This window comes from Bradyrhizobium sp. BLXBL-01, from assembly GCF_051853025.1.
Taxonomy (GTDB): Bacteria; Pseudomonadota; Alphaproteobacteria; order Rhizobiales; family Xanthobacteraceae; genus Bradyrhizobium.
Genome location: NZ_CP182471.1, coordinates 7033841 through 7049959, shown reverse-complemented (window position 1 = coordinate 7049959; position 16119 = coordinate 7033841). Strand labels below are relative to the sequence as shown.

21 protein-coding genes are annotated in these 16119 nt (G+C 63.9%); 11 read left to right on the top strand and 10 right to left on the bottom strand.

Features of this window, described 5'->3' with window-relative positions; translation table 11 throughout:
* The 4 genes from ACNJYA_RS32660 (at nt 1) to ACNJYA_RS32645 (ending at nt 3345) form a co-directional block, all read left to right on the top strand.
* A complete protein-coding gene (locus ACNJYA_RS32660; protein ID WP_439401388.1) occupies nt 1-1728 on the top strand; it encodes a chemotaxis protein in 1728 nt (575 codons plus the stop codon).
* Between the two features lie 152 nt (nt 1729-1880).
* Entirely contained in the window at nt 1881-2324 is a 444-nt protein-coding gene (locus ACNJYA_RS32655) for a hypothetical protein (protein WP_172785731.1), read from the top strand.
* Nucleotides 2325-2478: 154 nt separating this feature from the next.
* On the top strand, nt 2479-2763 hold the full coding sequence (locus ACNJYA_RS32650; protein ID WP_172785732.1) for a hypothetical protein: 285 nt from the start codon (nt 2479-2481) through the stop codon (nt 2761-2763).
* A gap of 135 nt (nt 2764-2898) precedes the next feature.
* Complete coding sequence (locus ACNJYA_RS32645) at nt 2899-3345, top strand: CHRD domain-containing protein (protein ID WP_439364466.1); 447 nt, start codon at nt 2899-2901, stop codon at nt 3343-3345.
* 44 nt (nt 3346-3389) lie between these two features.
* Here ACNJYA_RS32645 and ACNJYA_RS32640 read toward each other — a convergent pair whose 3' ends face one another.
* The 4 genes from ACNJYA_RS32640 to ACNJYA_RS32625 form a co-directional block, all read right to left on the bottom strand.
* The gene (locus ACNJYA_RS32640; RefSeq protein ID WP_172785734.1) at nt 3390-3755 is read right to left on the bottom strand and encodes a VanZ family protein; all 366 of its coding nucleotides are present in this window, start codon (nt 3753-3755) and stop codon (nt 3390-3392) included.
* A gap of 97 nt (nt 3756-3852) precedes the next feature.
* Nucleotides 3853-5445: an EAL domain-containing protein gene (locus ACNJYA_RS32635; RefSeq protein ID WP_439401387.1), complete on the bottom strand. Its 1593-nt coding sequence runs from the start codon at nt 5443-5445 to the stop codon at nt 3853-3855.
* 693 nt (nt 5446-6138) lie between these two features.
* The gene (locus ACNJYA_RS32630; RefSeq protein WP_439401386.1) at nt 6139-6285 is read right to left on the bottom strand and encodes a hypothetical protein; all 147 of its coding nucleotides are present in this window, start codon (nt 6283-6285) and stop codon (nt 6139-6141) included.
* 268 nt (nt 6286-6553) lie between these two features.
* The gene (locus ACNJYA_RS32625; protein WP_257187612.1) at nt 6554-6685 is read right to left on the bottom strand and encodes a hypothetical protein; all 132 of its coding nucleotides are present in this window, start codon (nt 6683-6685) and stop codon (nt 6554-6556) included.
* Nucleotides 6686-7294: 609 nt separating this feature from the next.
* Here ACNJYA_RS32625 and ACNJYA_RS32620 point away from each other — a divergent pair.
* The 4 genes from ACNJYA_RS32620 to ACNJYA_RS32605 all read left to right on the top strand — a co-directional run bounded on the left by ACNJYA_RS32620 (nt 7295) and on the right by ACNJYA_RS32605 (nt 9074).
* Nucleotides 7295-7456 (top strand): hypothetical protein, encoded by a 162-nt coding sequence (locus ACNJYA_RS32620; protein ID WP_439401385.1) that lies wholly within the window; start codon nt 7295-7297, stop codon nt 7454-7456.
* Nucleotides 7457-7771: 315 nt separating this feature from the next.
* Nucleotides 7772-8062 carry a hypothetical protein gene (locus ACNJYA_RS32615; protein WP_172785738.1) on the top strand — a complete coding sequence of 97 codons (291 nt, stop codon included), beginning with the start codon at nt 7772-7774 and terminating at the stop codon, nt 8060-8062.
* Between the two features lie 41 nt (nt 8063-8103).
* Complete coding sequence (locus tag ACNJYA_RS32610) at nt 8104-8520, top strand: hypothetical protein (RefSeq protein ID WP_172785739.1); 417 nt, start codon at nt 8104-8106, stop codon at nt 8518-8520.
* Nucleotides 8521-8795: 275 nt separating this feature from the next.
* The gene (locus ACNJYA_RS32605) at nt 8796-9074 is read left to right on the top strand and encodes a hypothetical protein (protein ID WP_257187486.1); all 279 of its coding nucleotides are present in this window, start codon (nt 8796-8798) and stop codon (nt 9072-9074) included.
* A gap of 15 nt (nt 9075-9089) precedes the next feature.
* Here ACNJYA_RS32605 and ACNJYA_RS32600 read toward each other — a convergent pair whose 3' ends face one another.
* On the bottom strand, nt 9090-10262 hold the full coding sequence (locus tag ACNJYA_RS32600; RefSeq protein ID WP_439401384.1) for a hypothetical protein: 1173 nt from the start codon (nt 10260-10262) through the stop codon (nt 9090-9092).
* 505 nt (nt 10263-10767) lie between these two features.
* Between ACNJYA_RS32600 and ACNJYA_RS32595 the strand changes: the two genes are divergently transcribed.
* Nucleotides 10768-11007 carry a hypothetical protein gene (locus tag ACNJYA_RS32595; RefSeq protein WP_172785741.1) on the top strand — a complete coding sequence of 80 codons (240 nt, stop codon included), beginning with the start codon at nt 10768-10770 and terminating at the stop codon, nt 11005-11007.
* 33 nt (nt 11008-11040) lie between these two features.
* On the opposite strand, the gene ACNJYA_RS32590 is transcribed toward ACNJYA_RS32595, so the two are convergent.
* Entirely contained in the window at nt 11041-11418 is a 378-nt protein-coding gene (locus ACNJYA_RS32590; protein WP_439364463.1) for a hypothetical protein, read from the bottom strand.
* A gap of 358 nt (nt 11419-11776) precedes the next feature.
* On the opposite strand from ACNJYA_RS32590, the gene ACNJYA_RS32585 reads away from it, so the two are divergent.
* Nucleotides 11777-12223 carry a hypothetical protein gene (locus ACNJYA_RS32585; protein WP_439401383.1) on the top strand — a complete coding sequence of 149 codons (447 nt, stop codon included), beginning with the start codon at nt 11777-11779 and terminating at the stop codon, nt 12221-12223.
* A gap of 1 nt (nt 12224) precedes the next feature.
* On the opposite strand, the gene ACNJYA_RS32580 is transcribed toward ACNJYA_RS32585, so the two are convergent.
* Both ACNJYA_RS32580 and ACNJYA_RS32575 read right to left on the bottom strand, forming a co-directional pair.
* On the bottom strand, nt 12225-12875 hold the full coding sequence (locus ACNJYA_RS32580) for a hypothetical protein (RefSeq protein WP_439364461.1): 651 nt from the start codon (nt 12873-12875) through the stop codon (nt 12225-12227).
* Between the two features lie 23 nt (nt 12876-12898).
* Nucleotides 12899-13636 carry a metallophosphoesterase family protein gene (locus tag ACNJYA_RS32575; RefSeq protein ID WP_172785745.1) on the bottom strand — a complete coding sequence of 246 codons (738 nt, stop codon included), beginning with the start codon at nt 13634-13636 and terminating at the stop codon, nt 12899-12901.
* Nucleotides 13637-13829: 193 nt separating this feature from the next.
* Between ACNJYA_RS32575 and ACNJYA_RS32570 the strand changes: the two genes are divergently transcribed.
* Nucleotides 13830-14456 carry a transglutaminase-like cysteine peptidase gene (locus ACNJYA_RS32570; protein WP_439401382.1) on the top strand — a complete coding sequence of 209 codons (627 nt, stop codon included), beginning with the start codon at nt 13830-13832 and terminating at the stop codon, nt 14454-14456.
* Nucleotides 14457-14467: 11 nt separating this feature from the next.
* Here the strand turns inward: ACNJYA_RS32570 and ACNJYA_RS32565 are convergent, their stop codons facing one another.
* Nucleotides 14468-15742: a hypothetical protein gene (locus ACNJYA_RS32565; RefSeq protein ID WP_439401381.1), complete on the bottom strand. Its 1275-nt coding sequence runs from the start codon at nt 15740-15742 to the stop codon at nt 14468-14470.
* Between the two features lie 85 nt (nt 15743-15827).
* Entirely contained in the window at nt 15828-16103 is a 276-nt protein-coding gene (locus ACNJYA_RS32560) for a hypothetical protein (protein ID WP_439401380.1), read from the bottom strand.
* Between the last annotated feature and the right edge of the window lie 16 nt (nt 16104-16119).

Below are 16119 nucleotides of genomic sequence, written 5' to 3'. Positions count from 1 at the left end.
ATGTCGCTCATTCCAGCCAATACGCTCACCGAGGCGATCGCAGGGATCGAGGGCGTCTCCTCGCGCATCGAGGACGTGTTCGCGCGCGTCGGCCACGAGCTCGGACGCGGCCATCTCATCTTCAAGGAGCTGAACCAGGGTCTCGCGGCGCTTTCCGCCGAGCTCTCCGGCGCAGAGATCGAGGGCGCCGCGACGGCGCTGCAGGAGATCGCTGCGCGGCTCAGCGAGCTGGCGCAGGCGCTGCCGGCCGAGACCGCCCTGCTCGAGACCATCGGCAAGAGCACGGCGGAGGCGTCTACTCTGCTCAAGCCGCTGTTCAAGCACATCCAGATGATCACCATCATCGCCCGCAGCGCGCGGATCGAGGCGGCCTCGCTCGACGGCGATCGCGAGGGCTTCCTCGCCTTCACGCAGGAGGCCTACGATCTCGGCAAGGCGGTGCAGGGCGCGATCGAGGGCTGCGCGCGCGATCAGCAGCGGCTGTCCGAGGCGGTCGCCACCGCATCCGGCCGGCAGAAGGAGTTCGAGAGCCGTTACCGCAATCAACTGGCGGCGGAGAGCGCCGAGCTCGGCTCCGCCTATGCCGGATTGCGCGATCAGCGCAGCAACAGCAGCCATCTCGCCGATCTCGCGAGCGCCAGCACCAGGAAGATCGCCGAGGCGGTCGGCAGCGCGATCATCTCCTTGCAGGCCGGCGACAGCACGCGCCAGCGCCTGGAGCATGTCGCTCACGGCCTCAGCCTCGCTTCGGGGCCCGCCCCGAGCCTCGCTCCCGAACCTGTCGCGAGCGAGGACGGCGCGCGCACGATCTGTCAATTGCAGGCGGCCCAGCTCAGGGATGCCCAGCGCGAGTTCGGCGGCGACATCGGCCAGATCGTTCGCGCGCTGACCGCCATCCTGCACGACGCGGGCAGTGTCGTCGGTCATGGCCGCACGCTGTTCGGCGGCGAGGACGGCGGCGCGTCCTCGTTCCTGGCGCGCATCAAGCAGACGCTGGCGCACGCCTCGACGCTGATTACGACCTGCGAAGGCGCCGGCCGCTCGGTCGACGAGGCGCTCGCGATCGTCGAGGACACGCTGACGAAATTCCGCCAGGCGATCGCCGGGCTCGCCGAGGCGACCGTCGACATCACGCTGATCGGCATGAATGCGGGCCTGAAGGCCAGCCATCTCGGCAGCCGCGGCAGCGCCTTCGTCGTCATCGCCAACGAGCTGAAGGCCACCGCCGACCAGGTCTCGCTGGGCGCGGGACGCTTGAGGCCCGTGCTCGACGGCATCGAGCGCTCGGCGAGGGAGCTGAAGCAGCTTCGCGTGCAGGGCGATCCCACCCGGCTCACCCAGCTCGAGCCGCAGATTCTCCAGGCGCTGCGCGAGGTCGAGGCTGGCAATGAACGGCTCGGCAAGCTGATGAGCCGGCTCGTCGATGAAGGTGCGGAATTCGAGCGGCTGATGAATTCGGCGCAAGGCCTGATGAGCACGCTCGGCGAAGGTTCCGCGGCGTTGCCCGCGGTCGCTGCGCGGCTCGAGACCGCGAGCGCGGGCGGCCAGAAGCCGCGGCCGCAAGCGCAGGACGAAGCGATGCTCGATGCGCTGTTTGCGCGCTACACGATGGAGCGCGAGCGGGACGTCCACCGCCAATTCCTGCAGACGCTCGGGCTGACCTCGGTTGCCACCGCATGCCGGGCCGAGGCTGTCGAGGCTGCCGACGACGGCATCGAATTGTTTTGACGGTGCTGCGGGCACCACCTCGCGGCGCCCTGCAGCAATTGACGGATTGGTTTTGCAGGGCATTAACCGTGGCGGAATGCTCGCCGTGTCGGTCATTGTCGCGGCTCGAGCTTCGTTGCAAATACGCGTGGAAATCACGGGTGGATGTTTCCATGCTGAAAGAGGGCAAATACGCGGCGTGGTTCAGAACCGCGCACGCGCAAGGCACGGGTATCGTGCATCTGGCCCAGGGACGAATCTCGGGCAGCGACAGCTTCTTCAACTATGGCGGCTCCTATCAGTTCGAGGACGACCGGCATTTCACGGCCGTCCTGACCACGCGGCGACATGCGGACGGGCCGCCGACCGTGTTCGGGCTCGACGAGGTCGAGGTCGAGCTCTCCGGCGTCTATAGTGGTGCGATGGCGACCTGCTCGGGAACGGCCCGCGAAGCGCCCGACGTGAGCTTCGAAGTGACGCTGATCTACAGCCAGGAAGAGGCGCCGGCTCCCGACGCCCGAGGCGCGGTCGTCAAGCTCAAGGCCGACAAGCTGCCCAAGAGGCTCGACAGCCGTTCACGGCCGCGGCATCGGTTCACGACGGGTTCGCCGAAGTAAAACCGGATCGGCAACAATTCCGCGCAATTCCATTCGCGCCTGCCGCCCGGTTAGCATCGCATTGACGTTGTTGTCCCGAATTCGCGCTGCAGCAACTCTGCCTTTAGAAGCGAGAGCTATCCAGTCCGCGATCGATCGAGTGTGGTGGAAGAACATGCCTCAAATCTGGATGACATATGACGAGCTCGGCGCGCTTTGCGGCTGCGGTGCAACGGAAGCCCGGAACCGCGCCATCCATCTGTCGCTCGATCGTCGCAAGAGCCGCGACGGCGCAACGCGTGTCAAGCTCGATCTGGCACTGACGGCCAAGTTCTTCGCGTCGGTTCGCGAGGCGGATTTCGATCTCGACTGCGCCATTGAAGCGCTGCACGACACCCACCGCCAGATGGCCGAGCTCCTGGTTCCCTCCGGGCGTCACACGAGGCGCGGGGCGGCTTGAGCCGGCGCGTGATGCGCTTGTGAAGGTCTAATTCCCGCAAGCGTTGTCCCGAATCAGCATAAGCTCTGTGGTGGAATGTCCGGCAGTCCTCGGTGTTTTCATCGCGGGACGAGCAGAATCCGCAGGAGGAAGTGCATGAGCAAAGCCGTGTGTCGACGGTCCGTGGCGCTGTTGGGAGCGCTGGCGCTGGTCGGAGGCGTCAGCGCGACGGGCGGAACGGCCGGTGCGGAGGTCGTGAAGCTGCAAGCGGAACTCAAGGGAAGCAACGAGGTGCCGCCGAACAGCTCGACCGGATCGGGCAAGGCGGAGGCGAGCTACGACACTGAAACGAAGGTCCTGACCTACGTCGTCACCTTTACCGGGCTGACGGGACCGGCGATGGGAGCGCATTTTCACGGCCCCGGCGAGGCCGGAAAGAATGCCGGCATCGCCCTGCCGTTCAAGACGGCGCAAAGCCCGATCCAAGGCAGCGCCACCCTTACCGACGCGCAGGCGGCAGATCTGTTGGGCGGAAAATGGTACGCGAACATTCACACCGCCGCGAACCCAGGCGGTGAGTTGCGCGGTCAGATGATGAAGTGAGGACCGGGGCGCCCGGTCATTGCGCGGAGGCAATGCGCGCCGCTTCAGGACGGTGGTCTGGGCAGGAACGCCAGGATCATCTGTGCGAGCATGACGCCCACGGTGCCTCCTGCCGCCTTCTGCAGCACGTCGAGAAAGCCTGGATCGCGGTCGGGTATGAACGCTTGCATCAGCTCCAGCCCCATGGCGACCGCGATGACGAGCGAGCATGCCAGGCTGAACCGTCCCGGCAGCAGGAACGACAGCAGGAAGCCGAGCAGGCCATAGGCGCTGAAGCGCTCGATCACGACGACCCAATAGGCCTCGTGGTGCCCTAGCAGCGCAGGCCGTCCCGACAGCTTCGCCAGCGTGGCATAGACGATCAGCGCCAGACAGATGCTCGCGGCTGTTATGAGGTGGCTCCTGCGCATGGCCCCAACATACAAGCTTGCTCGCCGCTCCGGTTTGAAAGCGGAAAATATCGTTAGAAAGTATCGTTAAAGCCTCGGCGGCTATGAGCGCCGGCAATCAGGCCACCAAAGCCGTCGTACCGGATGTCGCCGCGCCCGACTGCGCAACCCGGCGCGACTCGAGGAGCTCATTGAATTTTGCGGCGGGCAGGGGCGGCGCAACCAGATAGCCTTGGCCTTCCTCGACGCCGGAGGCGAGCAATGCGCGCAGCTGCTCCTCGGTCTCGATGCCTTCCGCGACCACGCTCATATTGAGGTCTTTCGCGAGCGCCACCAGCATTTCCACGATCGTGGTCGTCGATGCGTCCACCGTGATCGTGTCCACGAAGAACTTGTCGATCTTGATCGTATCGGCGCCGAGGCCCTTCAGCCGCGACAGTCCGCTATGGCCGACGCCGACGTCGTCGATGGCGACGCGGAAGCCGCGGTCTCGCAGCTCGGCCACGACCGAAGCGGCGCGCGCCAGATCATCCAATTCGTCGCGCTCGGTGATCTCGACCACGATCTGGCGCGCGGAGATTCGTGCCGTCAGAACCGTGCGCCGCAGCGTTTCGACGAAGCCCGCACTCAGGAGGTGCTTGGGCACGACGTTCAGCGACAGCTTGAAATTCTTGTCGGCCCTGAGCAATGGCCTGAGCTCGGTGAGCGCCGATCCCAGGATCTGCCAGGTCATCGCCTGGATGCGTCCGCTGGATTCGGCGAGCGGAATGAAATTCATCGGCGGGACGACCGAGCCATCGCGGCGCAGCCAGCGAACCAGAATCTCGCAACCCTTGATCCGACCGGTCCGGAGGTCGAAGATGGGTTGGTAATATGGCTTGAATTCGCCGGCCGTCAGCGCCCGGTCGAGATCGGCGACTGGTCCCTCCATGCGACGGCTGCGTGCCAGCAGGATGCCGAAGATCGCGCCAAGTCCGAGGGCCACTGCGAGCGTGGGCCAATAGGCCTCGTTATTCCAGCTCGACAGCACCGCGTGCTCGAGCTGGATCGTGGCATGAAGCGGCAGCCGAGCGGACGTCCGCTCGAAGCTGATCGGCGCCGGCAGAGACTTGCCGGCGTCGGTCTGGAATTCGCCGAGCTTCTCGCCATTGCTCAAGGCGAGGATCACCTGGCTGTGCGCGCGCAGCTCGGCCGGCATGATATCGAACAGGCTGGCATTGATGCCGACAATGGCGACCAGAGCGGAGCTGCCATCGACGTCCCTGAGCACGCCCAAGGCGTCGCCGCCGAACTGCTCGACGCGGAACAGCGAAAGCGTCTTGTCGCGCGAAGGCAGCATGTCGCGGCGGTCCACCCATCCCTTGTCGAATTCGAGCGTCTCGGAATAGGCCGAGCAGATCACCGAGCCGTTCGGCTTGACCAGGCGGACGTCCTTGATCGCCGAGCGCTGGTAGACGTGCAGACGGATGGCTTGCAGCGCCGCCGGCTCGCAGCTGGCGAAATTGCGCCGCGCGAGTTCGTCCAGGCTGCCCGCGGCAAAATCGACGGCAAGCTCCGATCGGCGCAGAACGACCTCGGTCAGCTCGTTGAGCTGATGCGCCTGTTGATGGCGGATGACGGCCTCCGCGGCGAAATGGCCCGCCAGCCCAAACGCCAACATGCTCGCAAGCACGAGCGCCGCAAACGGAAGGCTTGGTCGCAGCAATCTCATCCGGTTTCAGGCGAATTAGGGCAAGGCGAAAATACGAGCAGGCTTGGAGATTGATCCTAGCCAGCGGGGGCTAAGATAGGGTTTAACGGAGGGACCAGCCCGAACGGGCGGCCGCGCAATGCCCTGGCCAATGGTCAGGCGGCTCAGGGCTAGAAACAAGCAGGGAAAGTTGAGCAGTATGATCAGGACGTTAAGCCTCGTCGTGGCGTTGACAATCGGAAGCTCCGTGGCCTCGGCGCAAGGAACCAAGGACCAGCCATCGGGTACTCAGCCCACGTCCGCGACCCGCAGCGGCACGGGCACCAACTCCGGATCGGATCCGATGGGCGGAGCCTTCAAGGGAACGGGGACGCCCAGCTACGGAACCAGTCCCGGGATGGGGTCCCAGAAGCGGACGCAGAATTAGGTTGCGGCGGCTGGGCGGGCCACCGCAGGCAACCCGCTCAATCGACCCTCACTGTCCGAGACGATGGCGGACGGGAACGACCCAGGGGATAGGAGCAGGGCTACCGCATATGACTTGTGGCGGCGGTCTGCGCGCACGCCTCGTCCTTCGAGACGGCGCTGACGCGCCTCCTCAGGATGAGGCTAATCAGGTCAGTGCCCGTTGAAACTGCTGCCGCGCACTCCGACCTCATCCTGAGGAGCCCGCCTCAAGCGGGCGTCTCGAAGGATGGCCGCAGGGAAAAACTCTCAAATGCGATAGCCCTGGGGATAGGGGCGGCTGGGCCTGTCGATGCGGGGCGTTGCGGACTCGCAGGCGGCCCGCAGCCGGAGCACCACGAAGGCGATGTTGAGCGCCAGCCAGACCAAGACTGCGGAAATGGCAAAGTGGAGCACTGCCAGACCTCGCTGTGAGAGCCGGACCAACATCCCAAGGTTGATTTGGTTCCTCCCACCGAGGCGACGGCTTTGCCGCGCTGCCTGACGCAAAGTCCGAAAGTTCTGTCTTGGCCGGCGGGCTGAAGAAAGCTCAGTGCAGGAATTTGCGAAGCCGCTTTTGCGCTTTGGCCTCCATGACGGCCCGTTGTCTCATCGGCGACGTCACTGGACGTTCACTGCAGCGGCCGGCCACGAAGCCGAGGCGAGCGCCGCTGCACTGCTACGATCAGCTCTTCTTAGCCGCCTTCGACTTCAACGAAAGACCAAGCCGCAACGCCATGCGCTTGACCGCATCAGGCGAGCGCCCGAGAGCTTTTGCTGCCTGCTCCAGCGAGGCTGCAGACTTGGCCAGCTCCATGAGCCGGCGATCTTCCTTGAACGACCAGGGCCTGCGCGCCATAACCGAAATGATCCTCTCGTCGACACAACGACAAAGCCGCCAAGCGGACCCATGTTCGCTCGACGGCTTTGCTTGGGTGGGGCCGAGCTTGGGGGAGCCCGGTACGAGAGATGGATAAGCAATCGCTGAGAGTTCGCAACAAACAACGCGGGTTAAGCTAACCTCTCAACCTTACCGCGACGAAGTTGCCGCATGACGCTCCGTAGAACAACGGATGCTGCGTCGGCACTGGCTTCGCGATGGCGGCCAGATGCCCTTGACGAGGTGTCAGTGCCTGTTCTGCAGATCGCGGCATTGCCCGAGTACCGCGCATTCCACCGTTTCGTTCGAGGCTGCTGCCGCAGTGAACACGGGTTAACATCGTGGGCTGGATATCTCCCTCGAACGATGAGAGATTTCGTCATCCCCTGGGGCTCGTGGTTCTTGCAACGACCAAACTTCAAGCATCACGTTGCACAAACTTCATGTTCCTCTGACAAAACTTTCAGCGCCGATGATCTTGAAGTCGTCACAACATCACGTTGAAATGAGCCGGGAGGAGCGTTCCGATCATTGGGAACATTCCAAATGTTTGCAATTCTGGTTTTGATTTCGATCTTTGCAGCCGGCTTTTGCTGCGGCTATGGCGTGCGGGCGTGGCGCTCCCGCAAGCGGTCGGCACGATATCGTCTCTATGCGCCCTACACGCCGGCAGCGACGGGCGCCAAGCAGAGCGAGCATCCATCGTAGTGGCTCGGCCATGGGCGGATGTGAGCGCAAGCTGATCTCGCCGTGCGGCCCGGTCGGATAACCATGCGCAGTTAGGTTAACGTGATGCGGTTCTTGAGAGCTTCGGAAAGGCAACCTAGAACGTAGCAATTCATGGCGAGACTTTACTTTAGCCGCCTCCATATTTTCGCGGCTCGCATAGGTGGGCGTGAATGGCGTATTTGATTGCGTTGCTGGGCGCGACCTGCGTCCTCGTTTTGATCGCGTTTGTTCGTAGCTTTGAGCGGCGGCTGAAGGATCGCCCAGGGCCATGGATCATGAATGAGGGCCCTGCGCATGACTGATCCAAGGCACAACGCGCCGCGCAGATATTTCGTCGACGCCCAAGGGCATCGTGTGCTGATCGGCCTGTCTCCGGAGGAGACGGCGGAGTTCGAAGCACTGGACCTCGCATCGAACGAGACAGGACAATTCACATCCGAGGTCCGCGCACGGGTAGGCGCCGCTGCGGACGGCGAAGTCCGCTGGCTCGAGCTCTATGCCAGGCACGAGGGAGCTTGGCGGGCATGGATCGCACAAAGCCAGACCGGACGGGCGCCGGATTCAGGATTTGTTAACTACGTCTGACCGATGGTACCCGCCTGGATCTCGTATGTGGGATGGCCCGGATGTTTCAGCTGTTCCTGAGAGCGCGCGCACACAATCTCCTCGGCTCCCGCCGCGAGGACAAAACCTTCAAGGCCCGCTCGGCCGAGCGCGATGCGGAGACCGACCGCGTGCGGATCGGAGCTGTTTTGGCGGCGATCGAAACCGCCTTGCAGGAGGCGGAGAGGGAGCAGGCCGGGCTCAACCGGCGTGTCGACGATGCCCTTGCGCGTGCTTCCGTGACCTTCGGAAACGGCACCGATGAATATCTCGAGCGGGAGGCGCTCGATAATTATCATCAGGATCTCTTCGCGGCCGACATCTCGAACGGCCAGCGCCGGCTCAAGGAATTGGCGAGTACCATTGCTCACTTGAAGTTCGTCAAGACCGCAATGCTCACGCGCTTTCCGGATTTCAAGCCGCCGCAGCTCAACAGCTAGGAGCGCGTCCGAGACGCCCGCTTTCAGCGGGCTCCTCAGGATGAGGACGGAGCGCGCGGCAGCGACAGTTTCAACGGGCACCGTCGCCGATCAGCCTCATCCTGAGGAGGCGCGTTAGCGCCGTCTCGAAGGATGAGGCGCGCGCTCGGAGATGGTGCACAGCCCTGCCGGCACGCAGGGCAAACGCATGACAATTCGGCACCGCTTTGCCGTTTGGCGCCTCGTTCCTTTTTGGTATGGTTCGGCAAGCATTCACCGACTGAAGGAGCGACGAGGTGCCGGTCAAGAATTTGCGGACATTGGTTGGGCTGGCATGCGCTTTGACCCTGGCGGTGCCGGCGACGGCCTCGGCCATTACCGTCGAAGTGGCGCGGGCATGCGATGCGGCGGTAGCCAAGGCCTTTCCGCCCAGACAAATAGGCAACCCCGCAGCGGGGAGCACCAAGGGAACGGGCAAGGACCAGCGCGAGTACTTCCGGAAATGCGTCGCCAACAACGGCAAGGTCGACGACATGCCGGCGGATGCGCCAAAGGACAACAAGCCGGCCAAGTAAAACGGGAAGGCTGCGTTATCGTCGCGGCGGCGGGCAGGGCGAATAGAACGCGCCGTTGATCGCATTGATGCGCTCGACGCATTGGTTGGGATCGGTGATCGTCCCCGCGACCGTGAAGTCGTAGCCCATGCCCTTGACCAAGACGATGTAGCGGCCGGGCGCGAGCGTGAAGCCGTCCTGCTCCGGTTGCAGCAACAGCATTCTCGACTGGTCGTCGATCGGTCCTACCTTGTAGGGGTAGGACATGCTGCGGATGACCCAGGAATCGCCGGCGCTGACCATGGCCGCTTTCCCGGTCGCATCGACGCCCATGGCGCGGGAGACTTTCGCGATCACCCGAACTTCGGTCCCGCCGGCCTCGACACCCCCATCGGGCCTGAACACGATGAATTTGACATCACCGTCCGGCACTGTGGTCACGCTCGGCGTGTTGATGGCGGCCGAGATCGCGACGCGCCGGTCCGGAATCTTTCCGGGTACCGGCTTCAGCTCATGGAGCTGGCCCTCGCTCAAGGCGTAGACGCCGAACGTCGTCGGCAAAGGCATCGAGGGGTGCGCCGCCGGCGCCGGGCTCTCCGGCGTCCGTTCCGGGGTCTCGCCCGCCGCGGGAGTCGGGGTCGCGGTCGGTTGAGGCTCGGGACTTCCAGGCGTGCGCTCGGAGAGCGGCGCCACCTGCGACAATGCGCTCAGTTGGGTCTTCAGCCGTGGCCAATAGACGATCGCGGTGCCGGCCCCGGCGATCAGCAGCAGGATGGCGCTCAATCGCACCAGCGAATTGAAGGCTCTGTTCCGTTTGGGCTGGTCAAGCGAACGTGGCGGTGCGGCAGGATGGCCCGGCGTCTCGGGAGCCGTCGGAATGGGCGGAGGAACAGGGACGTCGACCAGCGGAGAATTCGCCGCGGAAACTGCGGCAGCCTTTGGCGGTGAAGATATTCCGCTTCGCTCAAAGGACCGTTCGACCTCCCGGATGGCGCGTTCGAGGACTTGCTGGAGCTCTCGCGCTTCCCGCGCATCGGCGTGGGTGAATTGTTCCAGAAGCTTGACGCGAGCCAGCTCGTAGACGACATCCCGCATCTGCCTGGGGTCGCCCGAGACTTCGCGGATCCGCTCCGATAACAGGCGGACGAGTCCGGCCTTGATCTCTTGCGCCTGCGAGGCGTTGGCTGCGGTGTCGCCGGTCTCGGTCATCAAGACCGATCAACTAGCCCGGATAGTGCCGTTCCGCTAGGCTTTTTCACCCCGGACCCCGTCGGTCGCGGTGAAACGCGCTGATGCTCCGGCCCCGCAAAGGTCCTGTGCGATCGTCTCGTAGAGCTTGCTTTTGGGCAGAAACCTGTGACATTTCGACCAGCTCCTTCATCCGGTGTGTGACCATGCGCGGCATTTTGACAGCAATCATGTTTTCGGCCTTTCTGGTTCAGTCTGCTTCGGCACAAGGGACCAAGGACCAGGCCAACACCACGAGCTCCAGCATCGTGACGACACCTGAGAAAAAGAAGCAGACCACTCAGGCTGCCTCTCGACCTACCGCCGTCCGGAACGTGGGGAGCCTTCCCACCGGAAAGGCGGCCCAAGGTGTCTGGAGAGATGGCAAGCTGATTGCCGTGCGCCGATGAGGTCGCGCAAGGAACCGTGATGCCGCCGTGAAGGAACGGTGTTCGCCTCCCTGACGTTCTTGCCCGGGAGATCTGGTATGAAACGCTTAGTCTTGATCACACTCGCGCTTGTGGTGCCTGCCGGCGCCTGGGCCCAGGGCGTCAATGACCCCTCGAGCCCCAATCGCAACGTGATCATCGTCAACCCGTCGCAGCCCGCGCCGCCCAACGCGACGCCGAATATTCCGAGCCGGATCGAGCCGCCTGTGACGAGGGGCGGATACGCCCGTCCCTATTACGGGAATAGAACCCGGGGCAGCGGGTCGAGCCGCCGTTAGTCGCGCTGAACATCCGCCACGAGGCGGAGCGGGCTATTGCGGATTGACCTCGACCTCCAGGGTCGATGTCCCCGGAGCGTGACGGTTCTTGCCCGAGATCAGCAGCGTGAAATTGTCGCTGCCGCGCGCCCCGGCTTCTGCCGAATAGCGGAAGCCGGACCCGACCACCGCCAATTGCCCCCGTGATGGCCCGCTCACGACCGATACCTTGAAGATCTGCATGTACGACCAACGCAGTCCCTGGATGCAGTCGGCTCCAGGCGCGATCGACATCGTCCATTTCACGGTGTCTTGCGACAATTCAAACGGTGTACGCTCCTTGACGCAGGCGGGACTGGCGTGAGCCGTAAGGGCAGGCATGGCGGACATCGCAACGGTAACACTCAACAGCAATACCGGTCCTGCATGCATGCACGGCAACTCCATCAGCGAATGCCGAAATCTAGCAGCGATGACCTAACGAGGCCTTGGGACCGAGTTATTGTCTTTGAGGCGCTCATCCGAGGCTGATCGCAAATAGGCCGATTATCGGTCGGCCTCTCTCCAGATCAATGCCATCCTACCCCCGTTTTGCCCGACGGACCAAGTCGGATTTCGGGAAATTCGTAACCCATTGATTTGGCTGGGGTCGGCTACTGTGCATGGGGTTGTTTTTTCGCTTTTTTGATGGGACGGCCGCGGCGTTCCGAAAATGTTGCAATTGGCGTCCGTATCGGCTGAAGTCGCGGCGCCCTCTGGCTGCCGCTCGGCCCGCTTTGGAGTCATCGGAGTGCGCTCCCTTCGCTGCAAGTCCCTGTCAGACCGCCGGACACTGGCGCGCGCGCCGGTTCGGGCGGCCATGGCGGTTGCGGTCGGATTGGCTCTCTATGCCTCACCGCTGTCATGCCGTGCCCAGACCGAGCCGGAGCCGTCCATCAACGACTATCTTCCGTCGAGCGAGCCGGAAGTCTCGCGCGGCGAATGGCGGCAGCGCATCGAGGATGCGCGGCGCCGTGCCAAGGAGGTTGCGCGCGAGCGGCGCGATCATCCGGAGCTCTACAAGCCGATTCCGGAAGATCCGGACCTCGTCGCGACCGAACGCCTGCTTCGCGACGACAGCCTGCAGCGAGGCGACATCGTCGCCACCAAGAAGGGCATGTTCGTGTACCAGGGGCGATCCGACCAGCCGCGCCGCGACCAGGATTTCGTGCCGGTCACCCCGAAATCGGTGCGCTGAGTTAGTACCGCCGCAAGATCTCGTTGAATTTGGGATCGGTCACTTTGGTCGTCTCCAGCAGCAGCGACTTGCCTTGCGGAGTTGCCTGCACATAGGCCGCGATCAGCAGCGGCTCGTAACGCGAGCGGTTGGCCAGCGCCGACCGGATGTCGGATTGCGCCAGCAGCTTGATCTCTTCGTCGGTTGCAGCGGCGCTCGAAGTCACGGTGCGGACGCGTGAGAAGGCAACATCGATCGGCACCGACCCGGTCAAATAGGACATCTTCACCGCGGGCGTGACCGCTTCGCCGGCCTGGGCCTGGAGCGTGCCGAGCGTGAGCCAGAGCGCCGGCCTGATCGGCGAGACTTTCAAGGCCGCGACGACAGCGGCTTGGACCGCCTTGCTCTCGCTGGCCCTTCCGCTTGCGTCGGTCGACGGACGGTGCAGAACGTCGGCGGCCATCGCCGCTGCATAATTTGCCAGGAGGTCGCCATCCCACGAGAAAGACGCCAGGCTACCTGCGGCCTTAAGCTTGGTCTTGTCCGGCGGAATCTCGCCCGAGAACAAGTCGCGGGCGCGAAAGTCCGGCCGTACCAGATCGCCATAGAACGTCATGCCGGCGTGGAGCGCCAGCGCGATCGCGGTCAGGATACCAATGGCGCGAAGCGTCATCACCGAAGTTGCGGCCCAAGCTTTCAAATTGCGAGAAGACTATCGCCTTGGATCGTCAACAGCGTCAAGTTGCCGGTCGCATACGCGCCGGTGTCGATGTTGATGCGGTTCGGTCGGATATCGGGCGCGCTGACCGGCGTGTGACCGTGAACGATGTATTTGCCGAACCGCTCCTCGGACGCCAGGAATTCCTCGCGGATCCAGAGCAGGTCCTCATCCTTCTGGCGATCGAGCGCGACGCCAGGCTTGACGCCGGCATGGACGAAGAAGAAGTCGCCGCAGGTAAAGGACGAGGGCAATTGCTGCAGGAAGGCGAGGTGCTCGGGCGGGATCGCGCGCCTCAGTCCTTCGATCAGCTCGACCTGCTGTTCCGCGGACGGATTCATGGTCGGCGTGACGCCGTAGGAGACCAGGGTCAGGAGGCCGCCATAGTGGCGCCACTCCTGCAGGCGGGCGGGGTCCTTGAGCACCTCGAGCAGGAAGACCTCGTGATTGCCCTTCAGACACACGGTCTCGTGCGACTTCGAGCGTTCGATCAAGAGATCAAGAACGCCGCGCGAGTCCGGGCCGCGGTCGACAAAGTCGCCGAGAAAGACCTGAATGGCGCGTTGGGGGGCCGAGCGGGCCAAGTCGGCGTCGATCACGGTTAACAGCGATTGAAGCAAGTCGGCGCGGCCATGCACGTCGCCGATCGCATAGACGCGAACGCCGTCGGGAAGCCGCGGCTTGGTCTTCTTGCGAAAGCGTGAGGAAAGGCCCATCAGGTCGGTCGAATCGCATCCAGCGTCACGAGCGGAACGTCGTGACCGCTCTTAGCAGAACAAGTCACGCATCGGTATTCTTAATTGTCCCTGACCGAGGCGCCCGCATTTTGATTAAAGCACCGCGCGGCCTTTGAGCCGTATTTCAAGAGGTCTCGCGTAGCGTCTCCCCAACAAGAACGGGGAGCGCGACATGCGCAAAGTTGCAAAGTTCCTGGCGGCCGTCGCCGCCATCGTCGTCACTGCGGGGATGCAGCGGAGCGCGGAAGCCGCCTTTGTCGGCGCGCCCCTGGGGCTGCGCGGTGCCATCCAGTACATCAAGTTCGACCAGCCGACGCTGGCGCCGATGGCGTTCACGCTGTTTTGCCTGAAGTACAAGGACGAGTGCAAGCCGCGGCCGCAGCAGATCGTGTTCCGCGGCGGCCGCCTGAAGCTCACCGCCGAGCGCGTGGCGCAGATGCAAGAGGTCAACCAGCGGGTCAATGCCGCGATCCGTCCCGAGCCCAACCTGGAAGGCCTGCGCGGCGAAAAATGGCTGCTGCATCCGGCAAGCGGCGACTGCAACGACTATGCCGTGACAAAACGCCACGATTTGATCGCCAAGGGCTTTCCGGCGCGCTCGGTCCTGCTGAGCGAGGTCGTCACCACCTGGGGCGAGCATCATCTCGTGGTCGTGGTGCGCACCTTCTCCGGCGATCTCGTGCTGGACAATCTCTCCGGCCACATCATGCCCTGGTCGAAGAAGCCCTATCGCTGGGTCCGCATCCAGTCGCCCAAGAACCCGACCTACTGGGCCTCGCTCGGCGACCGCGCGGTCTAATCAACCGCGCGCTATCGTGATCCGGATTGGCTGACGCTCTGCGACAGTCCGAGGCCCACGATCACCGAAAGACAGAGGATTGCTGCCGGGTGCAGCAATCCGGGACCTGCAAAGCTCTGAACCAGTGCGAAGAGGACGCAGGCCGCGGCCGAAGCGGGAAAGAACGAGTCGCGTCCGCGCTGCAGGGCGCCGAAGAACAGGCGAACCAAAGCCAATAGGCTCACCGCGATCATGGCGATCAAGCCGACCCACCCCATCCCTGCGAACACGGAAATGGCCGCCGAGGGCGTGGTCAGGACGGCGCTGGCATCGCTCTGATAAATCCTGCCCACCGCAACAAAAGTCCCGGCGCCGGCACCGAACCAGCGTGTGTCGGCCAACATCCGCTCGAGCGCAGCCTTCGTCTCGGCCCCCATCTCCGGGACGAGCCGCAGGAGGATCGGTCCGGAGCTCTTCTCGAACAGGAAGGTCAGCACGATCGCCGCGCCGGCCAGAGCTGCTATCGACAACGCGCTCGCGGCCAATGGCGACAGATCCAGTCTGCGGATGACGAGAATCAGCAGGATCAGCACGACGCCAAAGGCCGCTGCGATCGCGCTGTTCGTCCCTGATAACCCGAAGATCGCAGCGGCACTGACCAAGGCTCCGACGAGACCGCAAAGTCCGATCGCGACCGAGCGAACCACCGAATGATGCGTCTCCGCCCGTTCGGCGGCGAGTTGCATCACCGCCAGATTGAGCATGAGGCCGAGCCCGGCCAGGCTCGCCGTGAGGTGGTCATGGGGGACGGTCGCAGCAAGCGCCGGCGAGAGCCGATGTAGGTCCAACATCAAGGCGGAGATCGCGGTGACCCCGCTCAGCACGAACAGAACGAGCTCGGCACGGATGCGGTTGCGGACAACCAGGATCGCGACGCCGAGCAACGAGATTGCGGCAAGCGCCAGCAGCAGCGCATTCACCGTCAAGCCGATATCGGCCGTGATCGGTCCGAGCGAGAGGCCACCGATCACCTCGTGGGCGCTGGTCCAGATCGGATGAGCAAAGCGCAGCGGAAGCGGAGCAAGCTGGGCCGCGATGCACAGCGCAATGGCGATAAGGATCCAGCGGCCCCAGGAGGTGGCACGGACATAATGCTCGTAGTCGGCCTTTCGCGCGCTGAGGGCGGCCGCCAGCAAGCCGAGCGCAGCGGCCAGCGTCCCGAGCTGCGCCCCGAACGTGGCGCCGGCGATGTCGAGAGCGGAAGCGGAAACGACGGAGACGATGAGGGCAAAATAAGCGAGGGACAAACGGCGCGCTCGACAAGGAATCCTGAAACGGTCAGGTCACCATACAAGCGGGCGGTGCGTTTTCAAACAGAGGCCTGCGCCGTGATCAGCGGGTGGCCTTCACCGCTCGACCGAAGACGCGGGTGGCGCGTGCGGCGGCAAGGGCAAAGCGCGCCCCCGAACCGAAGAGGTAACCGCCCTGGAGGGCGATGGCGGCGAACGCCGCAGCCTTCATGCCTTCGAGGAAGCCAAGGCTGGTCATCATGCTGACCGGCAGCATGGTGAGCACCAGTGCAAATGTGACCGGCAGGAGCACGAACACGCGAAAGCGCTGGCCCAGCACGGCACCTACCAGAAAGCTGAAAATCAAAAAGGCGGTCATCCGAAACACTCCCCGT